This window comes from Bradyrhizobium sp. Tv2a-2 (assembly GCF_000472425.1).
Lineage (GTDB): Bacteria > Pseudomonadota > Alphaproteobacteria > Rhizobiales > Xanthobacteraceae > Bradyrhizobium.
In genome coordinates this window covers 103,480-116,227 of sequence record NZ_AXAI01000004.1, presented here as the reverse complement: position 1 = coordinate 116,227, position 12,748 = coordinate 103,480, and the positions used below count along the sequence as shown (strand labels likewise).

The window sequence follows — 12,748 nt, the reverse complement described above, 5'->3', positions numbered from 1 at the left end:
CCCGCGGAGAACCCTGCCAAAGCGCTTGTGAAGCGCACGTGAACGGGATCTCCGCCCGACTGGACAATTCGTCGCGCCGGTGGCATCAGGGCTCTCAGGATCCAAGGTCAACCGACAGCCCGCATGAAACAATTCCTGCTCAAATTCTTCACCTGGTGGAATGGCCAGACCTTTGGCACTCAGCTCTGGACCTCCAGGTTCGGTGAACTGGTCGGCGAGGATGAGCAGGGCAACCGCTACTACCGGACCCGCGGCGGCAAGATCGACCCCACCCTGAATTTCGAGCGGCGCTGGGTGATCTATAACGGCCTTGCCGAAGCAAGCCGCATCCCGACAGGCTGGCATGGCTGGATCCATCACGTCGTCGACACCCCGCCGACCGAGGACGGCTACAAGCCGCGCGAGTGGGAAAAGCCGCACGTGCCGAACCTGACTGGCACGCCCTATGCGTACCGGCCGTCGGGCTCGACTCTTGCGAGCGGCAAACGCCCGAAGGCAACCGGCGACTACGTGCCATGGACGCCGGGCAGCTGACTAATCGGTCGAGCGCTCTCGCGATTCCCTCGCGAAGATGACCCGGCGCCTCCTCATGTACCGCGCGCGCGAAGAACATTGTGCGCCGCCCACGCGTCTGTGAACAACGGTATCAGCGGGGACGGCGTGCAGGCAGCGCTTGTGCTCCAGGCGTGGTTGCTGCTTGATAATCCCATCTTACGGAGATGGGAGACCATCGCGACGGTTCGGGTGCCAGAAATCGCGACTGCCCCGATTTGCAGCGGATGCCGAGTAGGACAGGCCGGGAGATAGGCCCCTGGCGGAGAGGTCCTGAAATCGCCCGTCAATGTGCAACCGCCGTAAGACAGGAAAGGCCGCTCGGGAAACCGGGCGGCCTTTTTCTGTTGTTGTCAGGCCGTCGCAGCTCCGGCATTGAGCCGCGCCGCCGCGCGCGCCACCGCTTCGGCCCGACGGGCCTTGAACGGCGCCATGCGCTCGTTGATCAGCGCCAGCACTTCTTTCGGCGCGGTCTCGGGCGAGCCTGAGTTGAACGGGGGCGCCGGGTTGTATTCCAGGCGCAATTGGATCGCTTCGGCCGTCTTGCGGTCGACGAGATGCGAGACCAGGGTCAGCGCGAAATCAATGCCCGCGGTGACGCCGCCGCCGGTGACGCGATTGCGGTCGACGCAGACACGTTCGTCGCTGACGATCGCGCCGAAAGCGGCCAGGTGATCGCGCGCATTCCAATGGGTCGCGGCGCGATACCCCGCGAGCAGGCCGGCCGCGCCGAGCACCAGGGACCCAGTGCAGACCGAGGTGATGTATCTCGCGCTTTCCGCCTGCCGGCGCAGAAAGGCGAGCACCTCCTCGTCATTGACCATGTCGTCGGTGCCGGCGCCGCCGGGCACGCAGACCACATCGCAGGGTGGGCAGTCAGCGAAGGTCGTCGTCGGCGTCAGCGTCAGCACGGAATCGCTCGGCACCGGCTCGATGCGTTTCCAGACCAGATGCAGTTTGGCGCCGGGTACGCTGGAGAACACCTGCACCGGACCCGTGAGGTCGAGCTGGGTGAGTTTCGGGAAAATCAGAAGACCGATCTGCAGGGACATCGGGCTGCCTCCAACACATGCGCTTTTCAACAATGCACTTGACCTGGGTAGCGTGCCATGATGGGTTTTGGTCCGAAATGGCAAATTTCCCTCGTTTTGAGACATGGGAGCCTCACATGATCGGCGTGCTGATCTTTCCCGATTTCCAACTGCTCGATGCCGCGGGCCCGGTCTCGGTGTTCGAAATCGCCAGCCGCTACGCAAAACGCCCCGTCGACATCAAGATGATTGCCGCCAAGCCCGGCGCGGTGCGCTCGACGTCGGGGGTGGAGATGCTGGCGCGCAAGTTCGGCTCGCCCAACGCCATCTCGACGCTGCTCATCGCGGGCGGAGAGGGCGTCGATGCCGCCGCGCGAAACGAGTGCACGCTGCAGTTTGTGCGCGCAGTGGCCAGGCGCGGTGCTCGGGTCGCCAGCGTATGCTCGGGCGCCATGATGCTGGCCGAAGCTGGCCTGCTGGAGGGGCGCCGCGCCACCACGCATTGGCAGCGCACGCGGCAGTTTCTCGCCGCCTATCCCAACGTGAAGCTCGAGCCCGACCAGATCTTCGTGCGCGATGGCAATATCTGGAGCTCGGCCGGCATTTCCGCCGGCATCGACCTTGCGCTTGCCATGGTCGAGGAGGATTTCGGCAAGGAGATCGTCGAGAAGACCGCGCGCCAGCTCGTGCTCTATCACCGCAGGAGCGGTGGACAGTCGCAGTTCTCCTCGCTGCTGGAATTGAAGGCACCGACCGGCCGTTTCGGTCCGCTGCTCACCTGGGCGCGCGAGCATCTCGAGGAGAAGCTGACAGTCGACGACCTCGCCGAACGTGCCGGAATGAGCGCGCGGCATTTCACCCGCGCCTTCATTGCGGAGACCGGTACCACGCCATCGAAAGCGATCGAGCGGCTGCGCGTCGAGGCTGCGCGCTCGCGCGTGCAATCGTCACACGAGGCGATCGAGCGAGTCGCCGAACTCACCGGCTTTCGCGATCCCGAGCGCATGCGCCGCGCCTTCATCCGCGCCTTCGGCCAGCCGCCGCAATCGCTGCGCCGGGCTGCAAGGGAGAGCAGGCTTCCGGGCTGATGAGCGTGGGCCAAGTCGGGAAGGGCGCATGCTTCGAGGGAGATTACGGAAGGGTTCTTCGTGCTTTACCAATCGGAGCGGTATGAGACGCTGACGTCCAAATGCTATCCGGCCGGCTGAATGCTCGGACCACCTGGTCGACGAAGATGATGCCTTGTCACCTGAACATGATCCGCAGCCAAGTCGCGTGTCGATTTATTCGGTCATCAATCGCTTACTCCTGACCGGCAGGAGGTTTAAGCTTAGCGAGAGCCCCTTCCTGCAACTGGGACGCGCGCATCGCTGAGATTCTTTTATAAAGCTGTGATTGTGCCTCGCCGCGCAATGAACCAAGATTGTCGAAAGCGACGTGTAGAACGTAACCAAGTGGAAAATCGTGAAAGCCAGCGAAGGCGCTAACCCAACTCATTTGCTGGCCTTGAGTCAGCCGAGGTAACAGCAGCTGTCCGGCCGTTCCGGCTGTGGTGTATGCTAGCGTAGTATTTCTAAACGACTGCAAGCCATCGAGGAGGATGTCTTGCTGAGGCTCAGGTAAATTATTCCAGCCGTTAAAGGCAAGAACCATTGTAGTTCTGCGCTGTTGCTCGTCCGGTATACCGACTATCCCCTGCATAAGGGCATCGGCCTGCCCCTCTTCGAGGTATCTCATGTGAGGGCCAAGCAGCTCATAGCGTTCGTTGAAGGAATCACTGTTTGGATCAAGGGGCCCATTGCGCTCCAACCCGCTCATCGCTCCATGTGCCTGTTGAGCTCCCGTAAGGCGCAGCCTGAGGGTAGAGTCGCTCCTCGCGAGGGTACGAGTAGCTTTATTTGTCTCACTGAAACGCCGCAGATCCTGGGGCGGCATCCGCCTCATGATTTCTAGCTTAAGCTCGGCGGGTAAGGAGTCCAGTGGCCTTTCCTTAAGGCGCTGGCGGAGGGTGGGGTTTTGCTTCACGAGTTGACGAACGTGTTTGTTTATCTCACTGAATGGCTGGAAATCCTCACGCGGCATCATTTCCATGGTTCGTTGGATAAGTTCGCCAGGCAGAACTTCCATGGTGCCTAGACCTCGTGTCGACGTGGTATGAACTGCGGCAGAAGAAAATTCATCCGCCTCTGCCGATCCTTCGGCATCAGGTGTGCGATCGGCAGTTAGGGCGAGGTCGTCAGACAGTCGCAGAGTGATGCTTGGCAGGACGATCCCTCCATACATTCAAGTGAAGCGAGGCCGCTCCCATGATCTGCCGCCGCTGAATAATTTACAAGCCGAAGATCGTTACATTCGTAGAAACTTCGCGAAAGTCTACGAATAAGCAGCCCTCGGGGTGCCTTGCGTCAGCCTGCTGATGGCCGAGTCATATCAGGAACGATACTGCACATCATGTATAGGTCTTTGACACCGACCCGCAGCGATGAAGAGGCTGCTAGTTTTGCTGATCTGCGTCTTTGCAGAGGAGCAACGCAACGAAGCCATCCAGACTGTGGTCGCGGCGAATGTCTGGATTGCTTCGCGTGAACCCGCCAACGGATGCCCGTATGAAGCCGGTGGTCCGCAATCACGGGATGGGAGGCCGGGTGGCGATGCCAGTAGGTTCAGCTGGTCGATGGATCTATTCGGTTATCGATCGCCTGGTCCTGCCCCCTCGGCACGAGGAGACGCAAGCTTTTCGAGAGCTCGCTCCCGCAACGGGGAAAAGTCATTCGCGGGTGAGCGTATCACCGCGCTTTAGGGCGTGTACGGATACCGGACTCATGCACCGCAGCAAACAGACATGACTCGCTCGCGATAGCAGAACAGTCGACGCCTAGCGGGGCTGGGATAGCGGCTCGACCTGAACGGTCGCCGTCAATCCGGTAACGAGGCGAACACCTTCGGGTACTTGCTTTATGTTGATCCGAACCGGGATTCGCTGCGCTAGCCGCACCCAGGTGAAGATTGGGTTGACATTTGCAAGCCCCGCCAGATCGGGTTGCGCGTTCGCCACGGTAATGCCACGCGCGAGGCCGCTGACTTCGCCCATGATAATGTTCCTGTGTCCCATCAACTTGATTTTCGCAGTGTCCCCTTCTTGGATGGATGGAAGGCTCGTCTCTTCGAAATAGGCGTCGATCCAGAACGAGTCGGCGTCGACCACCGAAATGACATTCCGTCCGACGCTTGCGTAGTCTCCTACTTGCGTCAGGAGATTAGTCACCCAGCCATTCACGGGAGAGCGGAGCTCTGTACGTTCGAGATTGACCTTGGTCTGATCTCGACTGACCTGGGCGCCTTGGTATTGAGCCTTGCTCGCAGCGGCGTTCGCCTCATGGATCTGTCGGTCCTCGACCGTCTCCGCGAGTTCGCTCAGCTTCTGCCGTCGCTGCAACTCCAATTGGGCATTGAGCGCATTTGCCCGAGCCTGCTCGACATTGGCCTCCGCCAACTGCAGTGCGTTCTTATAGTCGGTGGGATCGATGACGAGCAACAAATCGCCCTTGTGAACGAACTGGTTGTCCTTCACCGGCAGTTGCACGATACGACCCGCGACTTCCGGAGCCATGGTCACCACGTAAGTCCGCACTGTTGCGTCGCGCGTCCATGGCGCAGCCATATACGCGTCCCACATGAGGGCGCCCATGACGATCGCAACCGCGGTCGCTGCAAGCGTGATCACAAGCGGAACGGCAGCTATTCTCGGCTTGGAGACCTTCGCGGTCGGCGAAGCCGCTGTGGGATCAACATGGTCGGGTTCGCGTCGCTCCAGTTTTGCGTCAGCTTCGGACATGGCAATCTCAGCGTGCGATGAAGAGAACCATTGATGAAAGCACGATAATGTAGACGTCGAACACGAGCAGCGCCGGATGCCAGACGTAATGGAATAGACCAAATCGAGCCGCAGCGCGACGCAAGCCGACGGTCACGATCCACGCCGCGATCATCAGCAGCGAGATCGGGGCAACGTAGACGCCGAGCAGGTTGATCTCAACAAATTTCAATCTTAGGCTCCGGTTTCAAAATAGGCACGATGATCGGACAGAGCATCACGGATGGCTAGGAGGTGCCCTCTCGCGCGCATGGCCGCCGGGTCGTCGTTGCCCGCAAGCCCGCGTTCTGTCGCCTCAAGCTGCGTCATCATGGCCGAACAAGTTCCCGAACGGAAGTGTTTCAGGGCTGCCTCGAATTCGCCGGCAAAACCCAGTTGAGGGGCGATTTGCTGAAGTGCGACCATGCTTTCGCCGACGGTCAGCGACGTGACAAGGACAGCTCGTTGCCGAGGGTCCGCGCCGTCGGGCAATGCGACGATGCGGCTGTACAATCGTCCCTCCCAGGGCACTTGGCGCCGGTCGGGATCGGCCGCGAGACGGCGCAAGTCGCGCAGGCTCAAGGCCAGCAAGCGCTGCGACCGCAGCTGTGGTGAGATTGGTGGGATGAGGCGGAAGGACAGTGCGCCGGCCGCGCATCCTGCGACGATCGCGAGTGCCGAGTTATAGAATTTTATCGTGTCGTAGCTCATCTGATTGGCTGGACCGATCATCGGTATGAAATTGGCGACGATCGCCACGAACACAGGGGTGTTCCAGGGTTGAGCGATCATCGCGCCGGCCGGAATGAGGAAAAGGCCCAACACGATCGCAAAGCCGACAAAGCTATCCATAGCCGGCAAACCCGCAAACAATGCGATCGCGGCGGCAAGAGCCGCGATGGTGGCGCCCGTAGTAAATTTGATCGCCGCGGCGTAGGACTCGTCAGCCCGCGGTGAAAGCAGGATGACGGTGATCGCCGCAAACGTGATCGCGAAGGCCCCATTGGGCCACTGGGTCCAAATCCAGAAGATCTGAACGGCGACGATCGTCACAAACGTCCGTCCGGCGTTGACAAGGGGCGGCAGCCAATCAGCGACATGCAGTTTCAGGCCGCGATCTGATGTATGCTCTTGCGCAATATCACCCGCCAGCAGCGCAAGTCCGTCGAGGATTTGGGCGAAGCCCGTGATCACGGCGGCGGTCTGGTCTGCGAGCAGCCGCAGCGTTATCGTCCGCGAAGGCATCCCGGCAAGCGCATGGATCGCTGCACGGCAAAGCCCACGCATTCTGGCCGGATCGCTCGACCAGGACGAGGGTTCGTTGGCTTCGAGGGCTTCACGCAGCTCCGTTGGAATGTTGCGCAGGACGTGGAGCGCTTCGTGCGCGCCTGACGAGGCCGACACGCGCCGCAGTCGTGCATCGATCGTTCGCCACGCCGCGAGCACCGTAAACATCGCATGGACGGCTTGCTGCAACACCGGCGAATGGTAGCGGAGCGTCGACGACTCGCCTTTCACCTCGTCGATGACAGAATCAGTCGCGATGACCTTGCGGATGAGCTCGCGTCGGACTGTCTGCGCCGAAGGCTCCGGGCGGCCCCGTCGCAGGGTCGACGTGAAGCGCGTAGCGATGTCTCCTGCCAGTTCCGCCAGATGACGGGCAAGTCGGCGCCGCGCGCCGCCAAAGTCCGTTCCGGCCAGGACGATCCCGGCGCACACGATGCCGATCCAGATTTCGCTTACGCGGTCGATGGCAAGAGTGAACGCCTGGCCGTTGACACCGCCGACCGCACCAAGTTCATCTCCGGCGATGATCGCGGCTGTAAACCCGGCAAGCGCCGCGGCATACGCCGCGAAATTGCGCAGCAAGGTTGCGATAAGCGAACAAAGACCGCCCCACAACGCCAGGCTAAGGAGGAAACCAGCACGATTTTGCGGGAAGAGGGCTGTCAGAGCCACGATCGCTACCGCTCCGATGAAGGTTCCGATCATTCGGAACCATCCTTTGCGCAATGATGCGCCGAGACTTGGTTGGCAGACCAGCGCCGCTGTCGTGCCTGCCCAAAAGGCGGTATCAAGTTCGAGCCAGAATGCGACGTACAAGGCGAGACACACAGCCGCCCACAGCCGGATCCCAAACAGCAGTGGCGGAGCAGCCCACGCCGCTGCCGCAAATGGTGTGCCCCATCGCCCCGTGTCGACAAATCGATATGAGGACGATATGTCCGGTTCCCGCTTGGCTACCATCTCACCGAGGTTTGCTGGCAGGCTGTTGAAAGAAGTATGCCACGGTTTGGCGATGAAGTCCGCCTCGTCGCCGCGTCTCCTGCGCTCAGGTCACAGCCGGTAAAGCTCTTAACGAGTATAAGATTTCCGCTTTGTCGTAAAACCCGACATCTGCGCCATTATGAGCACACACCCTGACAAGATCAGTCGCACTCAACGTTCAACCAGATGCGCGCGGGAGGGCGAGGGTTCAAATGGGTCGGCGAAATATTGCGTTTCGTGCGCCACCAATCCTTCGCGGAATTCCATGATGCTCACCGTATAAGATGGTCTATCGTCATAGCTAAGCGTGAACTCGGTGACCCAGAGATCGCCGCTTCCGACAATCCGCCGGACCTTGAAGCGCTTTTTGTTCGGCTGAACGTATCTGCTCTCCTGAATGTTGCGCCGACCGCGAATGCGTTCGCCTGATTGCGGATAATCAAGCACGGCATCCTCGCGGTAGATGTCATGCTCGGCATCGAAATCTCCCGCATCGGAAGCAGTCCAGTGGCGCTCCAACGCCTGGCGCACGGTCCGGTCATCCATGTCGATCCTCCCATCTCTGCTGTGGCGATCATCGTGCCGTTAAGACCTGCCGCGAAGACTCGTCGTGAAGGCTTCGTTAAGACTTGGCCCGGGGAATAAATCCAGGCACGCCAGTCTCCACCACTGAATTGAACCTGACGTTTGTGGTGATGGAGTCCCGGATCTCCTGCATGGCGTCTTCAGGCAGGGCCGAAATATCAAAATTCTCCAGGATGCGGCCGGGGTTCGTGGAAGTGGTCAGGAAGGAGGTGCCGCGCTGCACGGCCCAGGCGAGCAGGACTTGAGCAGGTGTCTTGCCGACACGATGGGCGATGGCTCTGACCACGGGGTCGTCGATCACTCTGGGCTCCATGGCATGTCCCAACGCCGCAAACGCCTGCAATACAATCCCATGCTGCCGACAGAAGTCGAGCAGATCCCATTCGGGCAGGTATGGATGCGATTCGACCTGCACAACGGCTGGCTTGATCCGCGCGGCCGCAACAATTTCCCGCAGCTTCTCCAGGGTAATGTCCGACAGGCCGATCGCCTTGCAGTGTCCGTCGTCCACAAGGCGTTCCAGCGCGTGCCAGGTCTCCACCAACGTAACCCCTGAGTCATAGATCACGCGACCGCTCGCGTCGCGTGGGTCCTGCTCGTCGCCGGGCTGAAAGGCGAAGGGGGTATGAATGAGGTAACAATCGATGTGGTCGAGGCGCAGCCGCCGACGGCTCCCGTCGAATGCGGCCTTGACTCGCTCTGGACGATGATTGGTGTTCCACAACTTCGTGGTCACGAACACGTCTTCGCGTCGAACCGTGCCAGCTCTGAACACGTTCTGCATGGCATCGCCAACCGCTTCTTCATTGCGGTAACGCTCCGCACCATCGAGATGCCGAAAGCCGGCCTCCAATGCGGCTTTGGTCGCCTGCCTCGTCGCGACAGGATCGGGAATGAGTGTACCAAACCCGGCAGCGGGGATCGCGCCAGATCCGTTGTTAAGTGGAATTCTCGTGTAGCGAAGGGCATCGGGTGTTGTCATATTCGTACTCCTTGTTTAGGCCGGGCGCGGCTTGCGGAGAAAGAGCACAAGCGGGCTCACGATCAGCATGGCGAACATCAGGATCTTGAACTGGTCGATGACCGCAACGACGGCAGCCTGCTGGGTGACCATCTCGTTGAGCATGGCAAGCCCCGGACCGGCGATCGAACCCCCGATATGAGCAGCCGCGCGGTAAGGCACGAGGTTCTTTGCGAGGGCGAGATGCATCGCCTGGGTGTTGTTGTAGAAGAAGATCTGCACGATCGCGATCCCGATCGTGCTTCCGTAGACGCGCGACAGGCTGAAGATCGCGGTGCCTTCCGGGCGGAATTTCGAGTCGAGCGTACTGAACGCCGCCTTGGAGAGCGACGGTAGCAACATTCCGAGACCGGTGCCCTGGAGCAGGGTTGCCGCGATCACCAGTCGCTTATCCATCAAGGGTGAATAGCCGAGCATCAGCGAATTGGCATAAATCACCACCACGGCGCCTCCGACTATGAACAGCCGGTTGTCGATTCCTGCCGGAGCGAAGCCCATCAGCACCACTGCACTCACGAGCGTGACACCGCGCGCGAGGGTCATGTAGCCCGCAGTGTCGACGGGATAATTGAGCAAGCCTTCCAGCATCGGCGAGGTCAAGGCCAGGGTCGGTAACAGGATGAAGCCGACGGCGAAGAACATGATCGCCGAAAGAACGAAATTTCGATCCTTGAGCAGCGCCTTGTTGAGAAAATGCACATCCCTCGTCATGACGTGCACGATGAAAAGATAGAATCCCAGCGCCGAGATGATCGCTTCGATCCTGATTTCCGTCGAGGCGAACCACTCCAGCCGCTCGCCGCGATCAAGCACCATCTGCAAGCCGATCATGCCGAGCGAGAACGTTGCCAGGCCGAAGAAGTCGAAGGACGGGCTCTGCTCCGCTCTCTTCTCGGGGAGTAACAGTTCCACTGTCAGGAAGATGAACCCCGTCATCGGCAGGCTGAAATAGAAGATCGAGTGCCAGCCGTGATATTCACTGAGCCAGCCCCCGATGCTCGCGCCGCTGCTGATGCCGAGCACGAGGCACGCCGACCACGCCAGGCTGATCCGCGGATGGCGTGCCGGCGGCAACACATCAAGCAGGATCGCCAGCGACAGAGCAGCGAGCGGCCCGCTCGCTGCTCCCTGGACAATCCGGGCGAACACGAGCTGGATGGACGTCGTCGCCAGCGTGTCGAGCATCAGCCCGAGCGCGAAGATGGCAAGCGACACCTGATAGATCGTCTTGCGGCCATAGCGCCCAGCGAGCCAGCGCGCCATCGGCATGACGGCGGCGCCCGCCGCGAGATATGCGGTAAACACCCAGCCGACCTCGTCGTCGGCCATCGATAATGTGCCCTGGATATGTGGCAGGGCCGCATTCGGGAGCGAGATATTCACCGCTTCCATGTAGGTCGCCATCAGGGCTGCCACGATGATGGTGCGATGGCCGGTGGCTGCAGCGGCCGATGGGAAGGCCGGGCTCATTTGACCTCCTTAGCGAACGCGTGCTCGAACGGGGCAGGCCAGGGGTGGCGATAGCCGGTGTCAACCCGCGCAGTGACACTGCTGCCGGAGAACAGCGGCCGGTTCGGATCGACCTCATCAAGCTCGAGACGCACCGGGAGGCGCTGCACGACCTTGACCCAATTGCCGGTCGCATTCTCGGGTGGCAGCACCGCGAATTCCGATCCAGTGCCCGGACTCATGCTGGCGACATGCGCCTTGAACGCGTGATCCGGATAAGCATCGACGTCGATCGTCGCCTCCTGACCCGGACGCATATGGGTCAGGCCCGTTTCGCGGAAATTCGCCTCGATCCAGATGCGGTGGCTCGACATCAGCGAGAACACAGTGGCGCCGGCATTGACGAAGTTGCCGACCTGGAGGTCGTCGACCCTCGCCACGGTTCCGTCGTCGGGCGCGGTGACGGTTGCATAGGAGAGGTCAAGCCGTGCACGATCGAGCTGAGCCTTGGCCGCGCGAACTGTCGGATGGCGATCGATCCCCACATCCGGATTACCGTCCAACGCGACCACGGTGTTGGCGATCTGCTGTTCGATCGATGCGACGTGCTGACGCGCGACCTTGAGAGTCGTCTCGGTCTGGTCATAGACCTCGCGCGGGGTGAAATCGTTGGCAACCAGCGCTTTCTTGCGATTATATTCGCGCTCATCATAACCGGCCGTTTCCTTGGCGGACTCTAATTCAGCCTGTTGCTCACGGTAGGTTGCTTTGAGCCCGCCGATTTGAAGGCGCGCGCTGGCGAGCCGCGCTTCCGCCAGATCCACCGCAATTTGATAGGGCTCCGGATCAATCCGGAACAGAACCTGGCCCCGGTGAACGAGCTCGTTATCTTGGACAGCGATTTCGACGGCCTGGCCCGCAACACGCGCGTTGACCGTCATCTTTGCCGCGCGCACGAACGCATCATCGGTCGAGACATAAGGTTCTTCGGCGGCATACCAGGCAAGACCAAAGACGGCCAAGACGATTGGCAGCCCCAGCATCAACGGGCGACGCAGCCGCTCCTTGAGCGGTATCTCCGGCATGACCGCGACGTGATCGGATGAGCGGCTACCTATCGCTCTGTCAAACTGTCCAGCGATAGCTGAGTCCGCAATTCCCGTTGAGGTCGCGCCGGTCGACGCAGCGAGTTCCGTCCATGTGGGCATCCAGCGGCCGAATGGCGAAGAAATAAACCACATCGTAGCACCTCGACCCTATTGCTTTTTTCATAACGTTCGTTACAAATACATCGTCTGTAGGTGGTAAGCAAGGGGTTACGCGACATGACACGGAAAAAAGCGGATACGGCTCCGGCACGTCGAGGGCGACCCCGTGCGTACGACGCACAGGCAGCGCTCAAGCAGGCAACAGAAACGTTTTGGAGAGGCGGTTACTCCGGTACCTCGCTCGACGAAGTAGCGGCAGCAACCGGCATGAATCCGCCGAGCCTTTATGCGGCGTTCGGCAACAAGCGCGCGATGTATCTCGAGGCTCTCGCGCACTATTGGGAGATCAGCCTGGCCGCGAACCGGGAAGCTCTTGCGAAGGACCGGCCCTTGCGCGAAGCACTGATGCTTGCCTACGAAGCGGCATTGTCCATCTATTTCTCGGGCAAGGGGCGTGCGCGCGGCTGCTTCGTGATCGGGACCGCGATAGCGGAAGCCGTCGACGATCCCGATATCCGGAACAGTGTCGCAGCCGGGCTCCGTGCGATTGACGCGGACTTTGAGGCACGTTTCCAAGCCGCACGAGAGAGGGGAGAGCTGAAACGAACGGCCGATCCAGCGGCGCTGGCGGTGCTTGCATCGGCCACGATGCACACCATCGCGATCCGTGCGCGTGCCGGCGTACCTCGTTCCGCGCTGAGGGAGATCGCCCAGAAGGCGGTGAATGCCATTTGCGCGTGCCAGCCGGATGAGAGCTGACCCGTGTATTCGGGAAATAAAT

The 12,748-nt window shown here is 60.7% G+C and carries 12 protein-coding genes; 3 read left to right on the top strand and 9 right to left on the bottom strand.

What is annotated here, in order from left to right; genetic code table 11:
* Positions 1-123: 123 nt before the first annotated feature.
* A complete protein-coding gene (locus A3AI_RS0109105; RefSeq protein WP_024515293.1) occupies positions 124-534 on the top strand; it encodes an NADH:ubiquinone oxidoreductase subunit NDUFA12 in 411 nt (136 codons plus the stop codon).
* A gap of 371 nt (positions 535-905) precedes the next feature.
* Here the strand turns inward: A3AI_RS0109105 and A3AI_RS0109100 are convergent, their stop codons facing one another.
* Positions 906-1,604 (bottom strand): DJ-1/PfpI family protein, encoded by a 699-nt coding sequence (locus tag A3AI_RS0109100; RefSeq protein ID WP_024515292.1) that lies wholly within the window; start codon positions 1,602-1,604, stop codon positions 906-908.
* Between the two features lie 116 nt (positions 1,605-1,720).
* Here A3AI_RS0109100 and A3AI_RS0109095 point away from each other — a divergent pair, with 116 nt between their 5' ends.
* Positions 1,721-2,671 carry a GlxA family transcriptional regulator gene (locus A3AI_RS0109095; protein ID WP_024515291.1) on the top strand — a complete coding sequence of 317 codons (951 nt, stop codon included), beginning with the start codon at positions 1,721-1,723 and terminating at the stop codon, positions 2,669-2,671.
* A gap of 214 nt (positions 2,672-2,885) precedes the next feature.
* On the opposite strand, the gene A3AI_RS0109090 is transcribed toward A3AI_RS0109095, so the two are convergent.
* The 8 genes from A3AI_RS0109090 to A3AI_RS0109055 form a co-directional block, all read right to left on the bottom strand.
* On the bottom strand, positions 2,886-3,710 hold the full coding sequence (locus tag A3AI_RS0109090; protein WP_198030084.1) for an F-box protein: 825 nt from the start codon (positions 3,708-3,710) through the stop codon (positions 2,886-2,888).
* Positions 3,711-4,458: 748 nt separating this feature from the next.
* On the bottom strand, positions 4,459-5,418 hold the full coding sequence (locus A3AI_RS42440) for an efflux RND transporter periplasmic adaptor subunit (protein WP_084800867.1): 960 nt from the start codon (positions 5,416-5,418) through the stop codon (positions 4,459-4,461).
* Between the two features lie 7 nt (positions 5,419-5,425).
* Positions 5,426-5,629 (bottom strand): DUF1656 domain-containing protein, encoded by a 204-nt coding sequence (locus A3AI_RS0109080; protein WP_024515289.1) that lies wholly within the window; start codon positions 5,627-5,629, stop codon positions 5,426-5,428.
* Between the two features lie 2 nt (positions 5,630-5,631).
* Positions 5,632-7,683, bottom strand: a complete 2,052-nt coding sequence (locus tag A3AI_RS0109075) for an FUSC family protein (protein WP_084800866.1) — start codon at positions 7,681-7,683, stop codon at positions 5,632-5,634.
* 192 nt (positions 7,684-7,875) lie between these two features.
* A complete protein-coding gene (locus A3AI_RS0109070; RefSeq protein ID WP_024515287.1) occupies positions 7,876-8,250 on the bottom strand; it encodes a nuclear transport factor 2 family protein in 375 nt (124 codons plus the stop codon).
* Between the two features lie 76 nt (positions 8,251-8,326).
* Entirely contained in the window at positions 8,327-9,271 is a 945-nt protein-coding gene (locus A3AI_RS0109065) for an aldo/keto reductase (protein WP_024515286.1), read from the bottom strand.
* Positions 9,272-9,286: 15 nt separating this feature from the next.
* The gene (locus A3AI_RS0109060; protein WP_024515285.1) at positions 9,287-10,780 is read right to left on the bottom strand and encodes an MFS transporter; all 1,494 of its coding nucleotides are present in this window, start codon (positions 10,778-10,780) and stop codon (positions 9,287-9,289) included.
* The gene (locus A3AI_RS0109055; RefSeq protein WP_024515284.1) at positions 10,777-11,844 is read right to left on the bottom strand and encodes an HlyD family secretion protein; all 1,068 of its coding nucleotides are present in this window, start codon (positions 11,842-11,844) and stop codon (positions 10,777-10,779) included. The genes A3AI_RS0109060 and A3AI_RS0109055 overlap by 4 nt, the downstream gene beginning before the upstream one ends.
* Before the next feature lie 240 nt (positions 11,845-12,084).
* Here A3AI_RS0109055 and A3AI_RS0109050 point away from each other — a divergent pair, with 240 nt between their 5' ends.
* Complete coding sequence (locus A3AI_RS0109050) at positions 12,085-12,726, top strand: TetR/AcrR family transcriptional regulator (RefSeq protein WP_024515283.1); 642 nt, start codon at positions 12,085-12,087, stop codon at positions 12,724-12,726.
* Positions 12,727-12,748 lie beyond the last annotated feature (22 nt).